The sequence below is a fragment of the Aquisphaera insulae genome (assembly GCF_011064615.1).
Classification (GTDB): domain Bacteria; phylum Planctomycetota; class Planctomycetia; order Isosphaerales; family Isosphaeraceae; genus Aquisphaera; species Aquisphaera insulae.
Genome location: NZ_JAALJH010000081.1, coordinates 1 through 15,636, shown reverse-complemented (window position 1 = coordinate 15,636; position 15,636 = coordinate 1). Strand labels below are relative to the sequence as shown.

Annotated in this window: 12 protein-coding genes and 1 pseudogene; 6 read left to right on the top strand and 7 right to left on the bottom strand. The window is 66.2% G+C overall.

Going from position 1 to position 15,636, the window contains the following annotated elements:
- Positions 1 to 110 precede the first annotated feature (110 nt).
- Genes G6O54_RS29245 through G6O54_RS29230 form a run of 4 tightly spaced genes read left to right on the top strand, consistent with a single transcriptional unit; the run spans position 111 to position 4,089 of the window.
- Positions 111 to 1,433, top strand: a complete 1,323-nt coding sequence (locus tag G6O54_RS29245; RefSeq protein ID WP_165231614.1) for a nickel pincer cofactor-dependent isomerase, group 22 — start codon at positions 111 to 113, stop codon at positions 1,431 to 1,433.
- Positions 1,430 to 2,293: an HAD family hydrolase gene (locus G6O54_RS29240; protein WP_165231612.1), complete on the top strand. Its 864-nt coding sequence runs from the start codon at positions 1,430 to 1,432 to the stop codon at positions 2,291 to 2,293. Before G6O54_RS29245 ends, G6O54_RS29240 begins: the two co-directional genes overlap by 4 nt.
- 26 nt (positions 2,294 to 2,319) lie before the next feature.
- Positions 2,320 to 2,925, top strand: a complete 606-nt coding sequence (locus G6O54_RS29235) for an NUDIX hydrolase (RefSeq protein ID WP_250847150.1) — start codon at positions 2,320 to 2,322, stop codon at positions 2,923 to 2,925.
- A 48-nt stretch (positions 2,926 to 2,973) separates the two neighbouring features.
- Entirely contained in the window at positions 2,974 to 4,089 is a 1,116-nt protein-coding gene (locus tag G6O54_RS29230; protein WP_165231609.1) for a PDDEXK nuclease domain-containing protein, read from the top strand.
- A 172-nt stretch (positions 4,090 to 4,261) separates the two neighbouring features.
- Here the strand turns inward: G6O54_RS29230 and G6O54_RS29225 are convergent, their stop codons facing one another.
- The 6 genes from G6O54_RS29225 to G6O54_RS29200 all read right to left on the bottom strand — a co-directional run bounded on the left by G6O54_RS29225 (position 4,262) and on the right by G6O54_RS29200 (position 13,264).
- Positions 4,262 to 5,395: a PDDEXK nuclease domain-containing protein gene (locus G6O54_RS29225; protein WP_205679075.1), complete on the bottom strand. Its 1,134-nt coding sequence runs from the start codon at positions 5,393 to 5,395 to the stop codon at positions 4,262 to 4,264.
- Between the two features lie 529 nt (positions 5,396 to 5,924).
- Positions 5,925 to 7,553, bottom strand: coding sequence for a TolC family protein (locus G6O54_RS29220; protein ID WP_165231607.1), 1,629 nt, complete (start codon positions 7,551 to 7,553; stop codon positions 5,925 to 5,927).
- 117 nt (positions 7,554 to 7,670) lie between these two features.
- Positions 7,671 to 9,020: an efflux RND transporter periplasmic adaptor subunit gene (locus G6O54_RS29215; RefSeq protein WP_165231604.1), complete on the bottom strand. Its 1,350-nt coding sequence runs from the start codon at positions 9,018 to 9,020 to the stop codon at positions 7,671 to 7,673.
- 38 nt (positions 9,021 to 9,058) lie between these two features.
- Complete coding sequence (locus G6O54_RS29210; RefSeq protein WP_165231602.1) at positions 9,059 to 12,286, bottom strand: efflux RND transporter permease subunit; 3,228 nt, start codon at positions 12,284 to 12,286, stop codon at positions 9,059 to 9,061.
- A 42-nt stretch (positions 12,287 to 12,328) separates the two neighbouring features.
- The gene (locus tag G6O54_RS29205) at positions 12,329 to 12,754 is read right to left on the bottom strand and encodes a hypothetical protein (protein WP_165231600.1); all 426 of its coding nucleotides are present in this window, start codon (positions 12,752 to 12,754) and stop codon (positions 12,329 to 12,331) included.
- A gap of 150 nt (positions 12,755 to 12,904) precedes the next feature.
- Positions 12,905 to 13,264: a PadR family transcriptional regulator gene (locus G6O54_RS29200; RefSeq protein WP_205679074.1), complete on the bottom strand. Its 360-nt coding sequence runs from the start codon at positions 13,262 to 13,264 to the stop codon at positions 12,905 to 12,907.
- A gap of 217 nt (positions 13,265 to 13,481) precedes the next feature.
- Between G6O54_RS29200 and G6O54_RS38150 the strand changes: the two are divergent.
- A pseudogene (locus G6O54_RS38150) lies at positions 13,482 to 13,892 on the top strand (rhodanese-like domain-containing protein); the annotation flags it as partial.
- A 24-nt stretch (positions 13,893 to 13,916) separates the two neighbouring features.
- Positions 13,917 to 14,375, top strand: a complete 459-nt coding sequence (locus G6O54_RS38145; RefSeq protein WP_250847152.1) for a sulfurtransferase — start codon at positions 13,917 to 13,919, stop codon at positions 14,373 to 14,375.
- Positions 14,376 to 14,721: 346 nt separating this feature from the next.
- Here G6O54_RS38145 and G6O54_RS29190 read toward each other — a convergent pair whose 3' ends face one another.
- Positions 14,722 to 15,297 (bottom strand): DinB family protein, encoded by a 576-nt coding sequence (locus G6O54_RS29190; protein WP_165231598.1) that lies wholly within the window; start codon positions 15,295 to 15,297, stop codon positions 14,722 to 14,724.
- Between the last annotated feature and the right edge of the window lie 339 nt (positions 15,298 to 15,636).

The following is a 15,636-nucleotide window of genomic DNA, read 5'->3' as shown; positions in this document are numbered from 1 at the left end:
GGGTCGGCCGAATTGACCCCGAGATCGGCCTCGGCTTAGAGTGTCTAGGGGCGATGCCGTGGGCGATCTCGCCGCACCCGCCTCCCACTGCATGAGAGAATCAGACCATCATGGATCTCCCCGACGTGGCCTGCGTGCGGCAATCGGTCCCCCAACCCGAGCTGGCGGACCCGGCCGAGGCCGTCCGAACGTGCATCCTCGAGAGTCGGATCCGCGAGCGGATCCCCGCCGGAGGCTCCGTGGCCGTGGGCGTGGGGAGCCGGGGCATCGCCGGCATCGCCGGGATGGCCAGGGCTGCGGTGGACACCCTGAAGGAGCTGGGCTTCCGGCCGTTCATCGTCGCGGCCATGGGCTCGCACGGGGGCGCCACGGCCGACGGCCAGCGCGAGCTGCTGGCCGGGTACGGCGTGACCGAGCCGGCCATGGGGGTGCCCGTGAAGACCGACATGGACTCGGTGATCCTCGGCACCAACCCGGTCGGACTGCCGATCCATTTCGACCGCAACGCCCACCAGGCCGACGGGATCGTCCTCCTCAACCGCGTCAAGCCGCATACCGACTTCCACGCGACGTACGAGTCCGGCGTCCTCAAGATGATGGTCATCGGCCTGGGCAAGCGCGAGGGGGCCACCCAGGTGCACCGCCTGGGCCTCCGCGGCATGAAGGAGGTCCTCCCCGCCGTCGGCCGGTTCCTCGTCCAGAACACCCGATTCGCGCTCGGCCTGGCCATCCTCGAGAACGCCCGCGACCGGACCGCGGAGGTGGTCCCCGTCGAGCCCGAGGCGCTCCTCGAGACCGAGCCGAAGCTCCTCGATCGCGCCCGGGAGCTGATGGGCCGGCTCCCATTCGACCAGATCGACGTCCTGATCGTCGGCGAGCTCGGCAAGAACTACTCGGGCGCCGGCATGGATCCGAACGTCATCGGCCGCCTGATGGTGGAGACCCAGTCGGACTTCGAACGCCCCGCCGTCACGCGGCTTTGCGTCCTGGACGTCTCCGACGAGAGCCACGGGAACATCGTCGGCGTCGGCTTCGCCGACCTGACCACCGAACGCCTTGTCGCGAAGACCGACCCGACCCCGTTCCGCATCAACGTCCTGACCTCGTGCTTCCTGGAACGGGCGAGGGTCCCGATCGCCCTGCCGACCGACCGGGCCGTGATCGAATCCGCCGTCGAGACCTGCTGGAAGCTCGACCCCCAGGCGGCCCGGCTCGTCGTCATCCCGAACACGCTCGAGCTCGAGACGATCTGGGTGTCGCGGGCCTTCGAGGACGAGGTCAAGGCCCACCCCCACCTGAAGCGGCTCACGGAGTACGGCCCGCTGCCGATCAACTCGGAGGGGAGGCTCGACCAGGTCTCCCTCTTCCCTCACAGCACCCAGGCACGCCGCGCGCGCAGCCTCGGTCAGTTCGCGCCGGCGGGCCACTCATGACAGGGTTTTCCGGCGGTAGGTTTCGGCTCCTGGCCCTCGATGTGGACGGCACCCTCCTCGCCGCCGACGGCACCCTCCGCCCGACGACCGCCGCCGCGATCGCCCGCGCCCAGGCCGCGGGGATCCGCCCCGTCCTCTGCACCGGCCGCCGGTATCGCCGGGCCCGCGAGATCGCCGACCTGCTCGGGGTGGACACCCCCATCGTCTGCAACTCCGGGGCGGTCGTGAAGGACCCGAGGGACCATGCGACCCTCTGGCGAGCCGATCTCGACGGCCCCCTCGTCCGCGACCTTTTCGACCTCTTCCGCGAGCACGAGCTCGACCCGGTCGCCTTCACCGATCGTCCTCCCGACCAGGCCGATTTCGTGATCCCGCGCTATCCCACCGGGCTGCCGCACTTCGACGAGTACGTCGCGCGCAACCACGCCCACGCCGAGATCAACCCCGGCTGGACCGAGGGGACCCTCGATCCGGATCCGGTCTTTCATCTCTGCGCGGTGGGGACTCGCCCGGAGATGAACCTCTTCGAACAGGCGGTCCACTCGCGGGTAGACGCTCGGGTCCAGACGTTCGTCCAGCGGAGCCCGCGGTACGTCGGGACCATGTGCGAGATCCTCCGCCGTGACGCCAACAAGTGGACCGCGGTCCTCCACCTGGCCGGCCTCTGGGGTATCGATCGAGCCGAGATCTGCGCCGTCGGCGACGACGTCAACGACGTCCCGATGATCCGCCACGCCGGCCTCGGCGTCGCCATGGGCCACGCCCCCCCGTCCGTCCGCGAGGTCGCCGCGCTCATCACCGGAGATCATCACGAGGACGGCGTGGCCATGCTCGTGAACGACGTCCTGCTCGCGTCCTGAGAGAAGGGAAGGGGAGGTTCATCGCGGTGTCAGCCGATTCATCGTCATTCCCCGCCGGGTCCGGCCAATCATCCTGGTTCCGCCCCGGCGACGGCTCGAGCGACCGCACCCTCGAGGAGAACTGGCTCTTTCGCCTGAGGAAGGAGCGGTTCCGTTCCCGTCATTCCGGCAAGGAGCATGATTTCTACATCATCCACCTGGCCGACGCCGTCCATGTGGTCGCGATCACGCCCGACGACCAGGTCCTCCTCGTCCGCCAGTTCCGCGCCGGCTCCGGCCGTGACAGCCTCGAGATCCCCGGCGGCCTCGTCGACCCCGGCGAGGACCCGTGCGCCGCCGGTGCCCGCGAGCTCGCCGAGGAGACCGGCTATGTCGGCGACCCGCCCGAGCTGCTCAGCACGGTCTGGTCCAACCCCTCCCTGGTCACCTCGCGGATCTCCACCGTCGTCATCCGCAACGCCCGCCCCGCCGTCGCCCCCGACCCCGACGAGAACGAGGAGCTCCTCGTCGACCTCGTCCCGGCCCGCGACATCCCCCGCCTGATCGTCGAAGGCCAGATCGACCACGCCCTGGTGGTCGCAGGTCTCCTGTGGTGGCTCGGGACGAGGACGCCGGGGATGCTGGGAGGGTAGAATTTGAGGAACCTGAAACCGACCTCTCGATGATTGAGAGAAGGACTCATGACGACGCCGACTCGGGCTCCTGCGGACTATCCGGCGTTTTTCGCGTCGCTCAGGGAGCGGATCGAGCTGGCACGCGTTCGGATCATTCGTCTCGCCGGATCCGAAACCGTGCTGCTCTACTGGGATATCGGCCAGGCAATCGCCGAGAAGCAGGCCATGGCCGGCTGGGGCGACGCCGTCGTGGAACGACTGTCCCGTGATTTGGTCCGTGCGTTTCCCGGAGTCGTCGGCTTCTCCGTGCAGAACCTGTGGCGTATGCGTCAGTTCTATCTCGCGCACTCGTCTCCCGAATTTCTCTCACAGGCTGTGAGAGAATTGGGGATTGAGGTCGACGACGAAAAACTCTCACAGGCTGTGAGAGAATTGCTGGCCCGCGTTCCCTGGGGACATCATGCCAACGCGCTGGCCAGGGTTACCGACCCGGCCGCGAAAATTTACTACCTCCGCGCCACGGCTCAGCTCGGCTGGACCCGCAACGTGCTGCTCAACCAGATCAAGGCCCAGGCGTACGAGCGCGCCGTCAAGGAGAAGAAGACTCACAACTTCGCGACCGCGCTTCCCGAGCACTTCGCCGAGCAGGCCGATGAGATGATCAAGAGTCGCTACGATTTCGGATTCCTCGGCATCGGCCGGGCGATCCGCGAGCGTGAACTGGAAGACCGACTGATCGACGGCCTTCAGGCGTTCATCCTGGAGCTTGGTTATGGCTTCTGCTTCATCGGCCGGCAGTACCGGCTGAGCACCGGCCGCAAGGAGTACTTCATCGATCTGCTCTTCTATCACAGGTTCTTGAAAGCCCTGGTCGCCTTCGAATTGAAAATTGGCCCGTTCGAGCCCGAGCACGCCGGCCAGATGGACTTCTACCTCAACCTCCTGAACGAGAAGGAGAAGGCCCCCGGTGACGCCCCCTCGATCGGCATCATCCTGTGCGCGGAGAAGGACGACATCGACGTGGAATTCGCCCTCAAATCCAAGTCCAACCCGATCGGCGTCGCTGCCTATCAGTTGCAGCCCACATTGCCCGCCGAACTGAAGGGCCGCCTCCCGACCGCCCAGCAGCTTGCCGACGCCGTCCGCGAACACCTGCCGACGAGGAAGTCGCCAGGCTCTTGAGGAGCATGCCGGGATGTCACTCGTCTGCAAGAAAGGATCCAGACCCCCTAACCGTCCACCAGACCCCTTAACCATCCAAACAGATCCCTTAACCGTCCACAGACCCCTTAACCGTTCACGGATCGGCTTCCAGTCCCAGGCCGGTTCTTCTGCCTGCGCAGGGTTTGGGGATTCAGTCCTCAACCTTGAGCGACCGCTCTAGCTCCAGCCGGAGTTGGTCCCTGTCCGGGAGATGCAGTTGGTACTTTGAGACGAAGAGCCGGTTGTCCATCCCAGCCAGAGCGTACTCGACCAGGGCGTGGTCCTTCTGCGTGCACAGGAGGATGCCGACGGGAGGGTTGTCCCCTTCCGTCATCACGTTGCGGGCGTACCAGCTGACGTAGGTGTTGAGCTGGCCGATGTTCTCGTGGCTGAACCCCTCGAGCTTCAGCTCGATGAGGACGTGGCACTTGAGGATTCGGTGGTAGAACACGAGGTCGATGAAGCCGTGGTGATCGCCGATCAGGATCCGCTTCTGCCTCGCCTCGAAGCAGAATCCGTGGCCGAGCTCCAGGAGGAAGTCCTGCAGCCGGTCGAGGAGCTGGTCCTCGAGGTGCGACTCGCTCATCACCTCCTTCGGCTTCAGCCCCAGGAATTCGAAGACGTACGGGTCGCGGACCTCCAGGCGCTGGCTGGCCTGTTCGGTGCCGCTGTCAACGAGCTCCTTCAGCTTCGCCTTATCACGGGAGAGGTCCGATCGCTCGAAGTAGAGGGAGGCGATCTGCCGCTTCAGCTCGCGCACCGACCAGCCACCGCGGAGGCATTCCGCGACGTAGAACTCGCGCTTGGCGGCGTCGTCCAGATCGACGACCAGCTCGAGGTGGCTGTAGGACAGCCGACTCAGCAGGGTCTCCGCGGTCGCCGCTGATCGTGGGGGCGGCGTCCCCACTTTCTGCTGGTCGCCGGCTCCGGTGGGAAGGAGGGCGCGGAATTGTGGGGACAGCGCACGCACAATCTCCGGGTACGTTCGATAGAACCTCAAGTAGCGGTAGAGCTGGCGTCGGTTGCAGTTGCTGACCGCCAGGCGGCCGAGCTCGGCCGCGAGAGTGTCGAGCAGACGCTCACCGTAGGCGGCCCGATCGCTGCCACGAAGCTCGTACTCGGCGATGTAGCAGCCGATGAGCCAGTTACGGAGGGTGAGGCCAAGGTTAACAGCACGGCTGGCCTGGGCGGCGAGGTCATCATCGACACCACGGATGGAGCGAACGAGGCCCTCGAACGTGAGTTCGATGCCCTTGATTTCCCCGGATTTCCTAGACTTGCTCACGAGCGGCCTCCGTATCGCCCGAACCACCCGCCAGAGCACGTATGCCGACCCGTGAAGGAAAGACAACCGCTACGACTGTCCCCGATCATACAGCCGCTGTCCAGCACGGCGGCCGAACTCGACTCGGTCCGGCCTTGCTACCGAAGAGCCTGGGAGGCGGGTATCGTACCCTCGACCTCCTCAGACGCCCGGTCGGCTGTCATCAATCCCGGGCCTGCGACGCCTGGACCACTTTGCCCGAGCGCACCGTTCTCGCGATCCTGGCGTCGGCCGATTCCTCTCACGGAGTCTTGGAGGCCAACCGTCTCCAACTTCCGTCCTGCGATTCTCGTCGGCTCTCGCCGCGGTCAGATGTCCCGGATGTTGCTCAAAGCCGACGATCCCGGTGACGTGGTACGTGCCCGGTCGACGTGCCCGTCGAGAGAGTCACGATGTTCGATCGTTGCGACTCGCGGTGGGGACGATCGTCCGTTGGGAGTGCTGGCCGAACGTCCCAGGGACGAGCACAGCGCATCACCTGGCCAGGAGCTCATTGACCCGGGTTCTGGGCGGGAGCGGCATCGGGGGCCGGGGGCGGTGAAACCCCGGCCGACATCGGCGGGCGGCCGAGGGCGCGATACAGGCGGAACTGGGCCCGGTTGTAGGAGAGGACGGCGTTGAGGTAATCAGCCCGTGCCTGGGCGAGAGCCTGAATGGGCTGGAGTACCTCGATCGGGCGGGTCGCTCCGGGCAGTCCGCCTCCACGGCGGATGCTCGTCTCGTTCAGGCTCAACGACTCGTTCGCCTCGGTGACCGATTGTTTCGCCTCCTCCATCCACCCCGATGCCGCGACGCGTTCCTTGTAGGACGCGACTACGTCATTGGCGACCTGGGCTCGAACCCGGACGAAGTCGATGTCGGCGGTCTGCCGCTGGGCCTCCGCGGTTCGGCGGAAGCCCCTGTCCGAAAGGCCGAGCCCGCGCAGTTCCCAGAACAGGCTGGCGGCGAGGTCCCCTCGGCCACCCATGTTGGCCATCGTCGAGTTCTGACCGCCCCCGAATCCCGCCCCGGAGTAGGAAACGGCGAGGCTCGGGACGAACGGGCGAAGCTTCGCCTGCTTGAGCCTGAGCACGGACGCCTCGACGAGCTCCTTGGCCCGGGCCAGCTCCGGCCGGCTCCGCCAGCCCTGGCAGATCAAGTCGTCGAGCGGGATGTCGTCCGCGATGAGCCGGATGACCAGCTCCGCCGGCTCCACCGGCGCGACCACGACGTGGGGGTCGAGCAGGAGCAGGCGGACGAGATGAGCGGATGCGACCTCGAACCGGCCGGCGGCGGAGCGAATCGCTCCCGAGCGCAATCGTAGCTCGGTCCGAGCCCGGCGGTGGTCGGCTTCCAGTCCCGCCCCGGACCGGGCGAACGTGCCCGTGAGGCCCTCCAACACCTCGGCATGGCCCGCCGCCTCGCGGGCGATGGCCAGGCTTCCCGCGGCGAGCTGGAGGTCGAAATACGTCTCCGCGACGGCCAGCAACGAGTTGTTGGTCGCGACCTCGACGCCAGCCTCATTCGCGGCGATGACACGCCGCACGGCCCGAGTCCCATAGAGCGCGTCGGAGAGTCTCAGCACGCCGCTGAGGCTGTTCAGGGGAGGGTATCCGCTCCCCGGAGGCGGGGCAGGGAAGCTGTTGGCCAGGGTGGCCGTGCTGCCGAGCGACAGCGAATCGCGATGGACGGTTTGAATCCGTCCGTCGATCGCCTGGACCTGCCCATCAAGTCGGTAGTAGGTGGGGCCGGTGAAAAGGCTGGGCAGCCAGAGCCCCCGTGCTTCGTCCAGTTCACCAAGGGCGTGCAAGACCTGCTGCCGGGCCGTGGCAATGTCCAGGTCGCGAGCGCCTGCGAGCCGAAGGGCACTGGAAAGGTCAATCGGCTGAATGGCTTGCCCCGGCACGAGAGGCGCTTCCATGGCCTTCGCCGCCGGTTGAGCGTCCGTCGTCAGGGCAGGGAGCGGTTCATGGTCGGGAAGGGCCTGAGGGAGTGCGCCCGTCTGCAGGCGAGCGTTCGCCGGTGCCTCCGTGGCCGGGAGTGCGCGTTGCTGCCCCTCCTGGGCCTCCGCGGCACTCGGGACGAGGAGCATGACGGAGGCCGCGATGAGCCCGACCGATCTCCGCGTGCTGGGGGTCATGCGGCCCTCCGTGGCCAGTGACAGCGTTCCGGTGTCCTTATGTTCGTTTTTGGCGGTTGGAAGGCTTGAGAGGGGTTCACCGGGAATGCCAGGGGTGCTCCGATTGTTCCGACTGCGTCAGCTCTTCGGCCTGGTAGCTTGACCGGGGGGCTCGATGCGTCCAACCGATTGACCATCCGCGAGCGAACCCGCGTTCGCTTCGACAACCAGCTCGCCTTCGCGGATGCCGGAGACGATCTCGGTCCGCTTGCCGTCGCTGAGCCCGAGTTTCACCTCTCGCCGCGTCGCGTGGCCGCCTTCGACGATCACGCAGAAATTCCGCCCGCCCTCCGCGACGATGGCCGTCGCGGGCACCGTGAGCGCGTCCTTGTGCTCCTCGGAGACGATGGTCACGTAGGCGTAGAGTCCCGGTCGCAAGACGTCATCGGCATTCGGCAGATCGATTTCCGTCTGGAGCGTCCTCGTCGTCGCATCGAGGGCCCACGCGGTCCGGGTGACCTCCCCCTGGAAGGTCTTTCCCTCCATCGCTTGCAGCCGGACCAGGGCACGGTCGCCCGGGTTCACGTACGGGGCGTCGTTCTCGGGGACCCCGACGGTGATCGTGACGATGTCGGAACGGACGATGATGAAGAGAAGCTCTCCGCTCGCTCCAGGTGTCGTGAGGTGACCCGTATCGACGGCCCGCCTGGTGATGACCCCGTCGAAAGGGGCGCGTATTTTCATGTATCCGGCCATCGCCTCGGCGTGCTCGGCCTCGAAACGAGCGACGTCGATGTGGGACGTCGCGGTCTGGACGTCCGAGCGGGCCTTGACCAGATGAGCCTTCGCCTCGGCGAGCGCGGCCTCGGCCGATTTGACCTGCGCCCGGACCTCCTCGCGTGTCGCCTCGGCGGCTTTCAGCTTGTTCTCCGTCTCGTCGAGGAGACTCCCCGTCTGGGCGCGCTCGCGAAACAACTGCTCGATGCGGGCGAATTCCGCCCGCCAGCGAGCGAAATCGGCGTCGGCCCTCCGGATGCCCGCCTGAATCTCGGCGACCTTCGCCTCGGCGCTCGCGACTCCGGCCTGCGCAACGTCAACGCTCGCCTCGTCCTGCCTCTTCTCGGACTCGGCCTGCTCGATCATCGCGCGCTTCTGCTTGAGGTCGGCCTCCGTCTCCGGCACCCGGAGGACGGCCAGCACCTGGCCCTTCTTCACCTTGTCGCCGATATCCGCGGCAACGCTCTCGACGTAGCCCCCGAGCTTGGCGTAGATGGGGGTCGTTTCGGCCGCCTCGATCTGCCCGGGCTCTTCCGTCGTGCGCCGGACGGTCGCTCGCTCGGGCGTTGCGGTCGCGACTCGGGTCACCGGCGAGGACTCCGCCGTCCCCCCCTTCGAGGCCACCTCGCCGGCATGCTTGCGGCAACCCGCGTTGAGCAGCGCGAGCACGCCGAGGACGGCCAGGCTTGCCTCAGCAAATCGGACTCTCATCAACATGCTCGACGTCCTTTTTTCAGTCATACGTTTTCTTATACGCGAGTCTCGACGGCTGCCGCCTGGTGGGGATCGCCGTTTGCCGGGGCCGGGCGAGCCGCCCCGCCGGGATGGTCGTAGTAGCGGCTTTCCGGGTCGTCGGGGTCGATCGAGGCCGAGTCCCGGCCGGCCCGCCCCTGGACCAGGGCGAAGAGGGAAGGGAGCACGAGAAGGGTCGCGAGTGTCGCGGCGACAAGCCCTCCGATGACGGCTCGGCCCAGTGGGGCTGTCTGCTCCCCCCCTTCGGACCAACCGAGGGCCATCGGGATCATCCCGGCCGTCATGGCGCAGCTCGTCATCAGGATGGGGCGAAGCCGCCCCTTCGCGCCGAGGACCGCGGCGTCGGTCGCCCTGGCCGAGTGGTCCCGGCGGTGCCTTTCGGCGAAGGTGACGAGCAAGATGGCGTTTGCGACCGCGACGCCGTTGGCCATGATCGCCCCCATGAACGACTGGATATTGATCGTGGTCCCGGTGAGCCACAAGGCGACGACCACGCCACAAACGACCGCGGGGGCGGTCGAGACCGTGACGAGGGCCAGCCGAACCGATTGGAAGTTCGCCGTGAGCAGGAGGAGGATCACGAGGATGGACATCACGAGGCCGACCGAGAGCCCGGTGAGCATCTCCCTCATGGGCACGATCTGCCCGCGAATATCGACGTTCACGCCCTTGGGCGGGGTCCCTGCTCGTTCCAGGGCTTGGGTAACCCGGGTCGCGACCCTCCCCAGGTCCTCGCCGACGACGTTCGCGGTGAGGCTGATGGACCGCTTCATGTTGTATCGGTCGTATTCGCCGGGCATCGTCCCCCGTCGCACCTTGGCCACGTCCCTCAGCAGGAGCGTCGGTCCGCCGGGACGCGGCACGGGGACGGTCTCGACCTGCTTCACCGAGTCCATCACGGCGACGGGGATTTCAACCTGCACCTGATAGCCGATGCCGGTCTTCGGGTCGGGCCAGTAGTTGGGCACCACGAACCGGCTCGACGAGGTCGCGGTCACGAGCGAGCGGGCGACGTCATCCGAGGTGACGCCGCTGATGCCCGCCCGTTCGCGGTCGATGTCGACGTTCACGGTCGGGTAGTCGAGGGACTGCGAGTACTGGAGGTCTCGGAGCGAGGGGACCTTCGCGAGCTCATCCTTGACCTTCGCCGCGAAGGCCCGGTCGTCGGCGTAGTTCGAGCCGCTGACGGCCACCTCGACGGGCGTCGGCGAGCCGAAGCTCATGACGTCGCTCACGATGTCCGCGGGCTCGAAGGAGAAGCTGACCGTCGGCATCTCGCGGTTGAGCTTCTCCCGGAGCCTTCGCTTCAGGGCCTCGACATCGGTGCCCGCATCCTCGCGGAGGGCGACTCGCAGCAGGACCTCCTCGGGTCCCGCGGTCCACTGGTAGATCGCGTTGATCGGGTAGCTCGACGGGATGACCCCGACATAGCCGACGGAAATCTCGACGGCCTTCTCGCCGACTTCCTGCTTCACGGCCTCGAGGGCCGACTTGGCGATCCGTTCCGTCTTCTCGATTCGAGTCCCCGCCGGGGCCTTGATGCGAAGCTGGAATCGTCCCGCATCAACCCTCGGGAAGATCTCCAGGCCGAGCTGGCTTCCAACGCCGTAGGTCACGAGCCCTGTGAGGACGAGATAGGCCGGGACCACGAGCCAGCGGATCTGTACCACCCATCCCAATCCGCGACCGTAGGCGTCGCGGGATCGGTCGAAGAGAGACCGCCTCGCGGCCTGCTCCCCGGGTTCGTGACGGTGCCTGAGAAGCCACACGGAGAGCACGGGGACGAACGTGCTGGAGAGCAAGTAGGAGGAGACCATCGCGAAGCCGACGGCGAGCGACATCGGCACGAAGAGGGATTGCGCCACTCCCTGCATGAAGAACGACGGGATGAAGACGGCAAGGATTGAAAGCATGGCCAGGAGCCGGGGCACGGCCGTGTCGAGGTTCCCCTGTCGGACCGCACGCGGGATGTTCGCCGTGTGCTCCATCTTCGCGTGGATGTTCTCGATCTCGACCGTTGCCTCGTCGACGAGAATGCCGATGGAGAGCGCGAGCCCGCCAAGGGTCATGAGGTTCACGGTCTGGCCGGTGAGCCAGAGGGCGACCACGGCGCCGCAGAGTGCGAAGGGGATGTTCAGGACGACGACGATGACGCTCCGCCAGTCGCGGAGGAAGACGAGGACCATGAGCCCGGTGAAGAGGGCTCCCAGGGCACCCTCCGTGGCCAGGCTCGTCATCGCGTTCGTGACCGTCGGCGACTGGTCGAACTCGAAGCTGACCTTGATATCGTCCGGGAGGACCGCCTGCATCGATGGGAGGGCCGCTTTCACGTTATTCACGACCGTGAGAGTCGACGCGTCGGCCCGCTTCGTCACCAGGATGTAGACGGCACGACGTCCGTTCACCAGGGCGTAGCCGGTCGTGGTATCGGTCGAGTCCTGGACCGTGGCGACGTCTCGAAGATAGACGGTCGGGGTCACGCCCGGCCGGATCGGGATGGCCTTCAGGTCGTCCACCTGCTTGACGAGCGAGTTGACGGGGACGATGGGCATCTCGTCGCCGATGCGGACGTTGCCGGAGGGGCTGATCGAGTTCCCGGAGACCAGGGCCTTCATCACCTCGTCGGGTGACATCCGGTAGGAGCGGAGCCGGTCGGGGTCGATCCGGACGACGACCGTCCGGGCGCTGCCGCCGAACGGCGGCGGGGCGGAGACGCCGGGAAGGCCCGCGAACATCGGGCGGACCTTGAAGAGGGCCTGGTCCTGGATCTCGCCGATGCTCTTCGTCTCGCTCGAGAGCACGAGGTAGCCGACCGGCACGCTCCCGGCGTCGAAGCGGGTGATGAACGGCGAGACGGTCCCCGGCGGCATGAAGGCCCGCGACCTCGTGACATAGCCGATGGTCTCTGCCATCGCCTGGGGCATGTTCGTGCCGGGGTGGAAGAAGAGCTTCATCAGGGCCATGCCCTGGATGTTCTTCGACTCGACGTGGTGAATCCCGGAGATGTAGAGGAAGTGATATTCGTAATAGTTCGTGAGCAGCCCTTCCATCTGGGCGGGGTCCATGCCGCCGTAAGGCTGGGCGACGTAGATGACCGGCAGATTGAGGTTCGGGAAGATGTCGATGGACATCCGCGTGAGGGCAAGGGCGCTGCCCATGGCCACGGCGACCACGGCCACCATGACCGTGAGCGGCCGCCTCATGGCGAAGACGATCGGGTTCATGACACGGGTTCCCTTCGGGACGGACCGACGTCGCGGCTCGAATCAGAGCGGCCAATTCGCTTTGGGGTCGAAGTTGATGATGCCCGCCACGGGCTGCGTCGGGATCTGGGGGCGGAGATACGGCTTGTCGGATGCCTTGTGGCAGGCATAGCAGACCGTGAGGCTCTCGCGATAGACCGCCTCGAATGCCGTTCGGTCCTTCCTGTCCACGGCCCCCTTGAGCTGCGTGAGCTGGCTATTCTCGAACGCCTCGAGGATGCCCGGAAGATTGACGTCCCGGCCCGCCGAATCCTTGCGGATGGGTTTCGCCCGGACCGCCCACCGGAGATGAGACTTCGATTCGTTGAGGTAGAAGTCGGCGAGCGGCCAGTTCTCGGCCCCGCCGGCGAACCAGAGGTTCGTGAAGTGATAGCCGACGTCGGCCATGATGTGGGCCTGGTCGGGCACGAGCTCCTTGAGAGCCTTCACTTCCGCTGCCAGGTCCTCCGAGCGCTTCGCGTCATCGGTGGTTGCGGCCGGAACGGGTCCACCACAGCCCGATGCCGCTGCGGCGAGGAGAAGGGAACTCGCGAAGACTGCGGCGTGTCGCCTCATGTTGGCTCTCTGGGGCAACGCCCCTCAGGAGGACCCTTTTCGCCGGTTTGATTCGATGGACGGTCTTGGAGGCCTGTCTTCCAGGACCTCCTTGACGAGCTCGCGAAGCTTGGCCCTGGTCGCCTCGAGCGCGGCGGCCCCTTCGCGAGTTGCCCGGTAATACTTCCGAGTCTTACCCCCCACGACCTCGGCGTGCGAGGTGAGGTAACCGGCCTCTTCGAGCTTCTGAAGCATCGGATAGAGCGTGCCGGGACCGACCTCGTATCCGTGACGGGCGAGCTCCTCCATCATCTCCACGCCGAAGATGTCCTCCTTCGTCGCGTGGTAGAGGATGTGCAACCGCACGAACCCCCCGAAGAACATCCTGGTCAGCAATTCGCTCACGCCTTGTCGCTCCGATATCGGTAGCCAATATTAGAGGCTTCAGCTAACATCCGGGCAAGGTGCCCGTTTCCACCTCTGGCGGGATAGAGGCTCAACCGGACTCGAGATTGCATATGTTCTGATGAGAACGTTGCAGAGAGACCTGGGCACTCGACCAAGGCCAGCCTCGGGCCACGGATGAGGCGTTTCGTGATTCTCGTTACGGAGGATCAGTATCGTGTTCAGTTTCCGGCTGGCGGTTCCCCTGGTCCTTCTTCCCGTGCTCGCATCCGCGACCCCCGCGTCGGGGGCGAATCTCGCACGGCTCGTGACTCTCGACGAGCTTCAGAAGCGTCTCGGAGAGGAAGACCTTCGCATCCTCGATACTCGGCCGAGGGCGGATTACGAGAGGGGCCACCTCCCGGGGGCGGTCTGGGTTGATGCGAACGCGGTCGAGGCCATGGCGGCAAAACCCGGGGCCCTGACGGACCGAGCTCTGTGGGAGCGGTGGATCGCTCCCCTGGGAATCGGCCCGAAGTCGGATGTGCTTGTTTACGACGCTCGACGGCAACTGGACGCCGCTCGGCTCTGGTGGCTGCTGAGTTACCTGGGCGTCGAGCGAGTGGGACTCATCAACGGGAATTTCTCCCTCTGGGCTTCGGAGAAGCGACCCGTGACGACCGACGTTCCGGCCGTCGAGCCGAGAGCGTTCAAGGTCGTCTTCCGTGGCGACCGGCACGCAACCCGGGACGAGGTGCTCGCGGCGGTCGGCTCGAAGTCCGATGCCATCGTTGATGCTCGGAGCGACGCCGAATACGCGGGGCAGGACAGGCGAGCCAGACGAGTCGGTCACATTCCCGCCTCATGCAGCATCGAATGGGTCAACCTCGTCGACAAAGATGGCCGGTTTCTCGACGATGCGGCCCTTGCCCGGAAGCTCGCGCAGGCCGGAGTGAAGCCGGGAGAGCCCGTCATCGCTCACTGCCAGGGCGGTGGTCGGGCCTCCGTCGATGCGTTCGTCCTCGAACGGCTGGGCTTCAAGACGAGGAATTACTACCTCGGCTGGTCGGATTGGGGGAACGCGAGCGAGACCCCAATCGAGAACGAAAAGGGCCCTGAAAGCAAGAAGTGAGCATGGGTAAGAATGGCCGGTGTCAACCCGCCGGCAAGGTGGATGCGAGCAACCCGACGATCCCGCCGGCGGCAATGAGCCGGGCAGAAAGGATTCCGAAGCGAATGAGCAAGGCCGCACTCGTAGAGGCGAGTGCGGCGATCGGGATATGAAGGTTGGCAAGTCGTCATCGTGGCCGCGACGCACCTCGTCGGGGCGGTCGTCCAGATCGTCTACCGGGCCGTCATCCGGGGCGGGCTCTTCCGCATCAAAATGCCGGACGCTCCGGGGAGCGGAGCCGAATCGCGGGAGCTGAGATGAACCATCTCAGGCCGCCATGGCGTTGAGGATTTCGTGGCCTGTACCGTCATCGCGCGTCGGGCCCCGGCGTCTGGTAGTGTCCCTGGCCCCAGACCCGCTGGTTGAACCCCGCTGAGGCCCCCCGAGGGATGGTGAGCGTGGTCCAGGTGTCCCCGGCCAGGATGCGGGCGATCTGGACGATCTGGCCGGTGTGATAACTGCAATGGGCCAGCGAGCGCTGGATCGCCAGGGGTACGGAATGCGGCTCGCCCCGGATCGCCACCGACTTGCCCAGGTCATCGGAGGTCAGGGCGGACAGGGAATCGAACAGCCGTTGCCAGCCGGACTCCCAGCAGGCCATCAATTCGTCTCGGGTCTTCAGCGAGTCGATGAACTCGTCGTCCCGGTCCCGCCAGGGCTTCTCCCCGTCCGAGGTCAGGAAATCGGTCCAGCGCGAGAGCAGGTTCCCGGCGACGTGCTTCATGATCACGGCGATGCTGTTCGTGTTCTCGTCGAGGGCGATGTGCAGCTTTTCGTCGGTGAGCTGGGCCACCGCCTTGTCGGCGAGGCTCTTGCTGGAGCGGAAGGCGGTCAGTGCGCCCTCGATCAGCGTCTTCGCCACGTCGTTCGCGTCGTCCTTCATCGATCACCCCATCAGAACGGCAGCGATCCGTCGCCGTGACATGAGCGGCCCGCCGCAGGCGTGACGCCGCGAGCTTCCACCTACAGCCTCCCCTGGCAGATCCTCGTTGAGCGTCCGTGCCAGTGGGATGATGCTCCAGGCGACTCGTGCCTGTCAAATCGGGAAGACTAAGGGAGGCTTCTCGCCGCCACAGCCATCCGGGAGGGGATGAGCGTCATCTCCCCCTGTCGGGGCGAGCGAGACGTGGAAAATCAGGACGCAGGAATCAGGGGCCGAGGGGGAGTCGCGGTCGCGACGTCCCGCAGATGGACGGGTCGTTCTTTGTCAATTCGCAGGCGG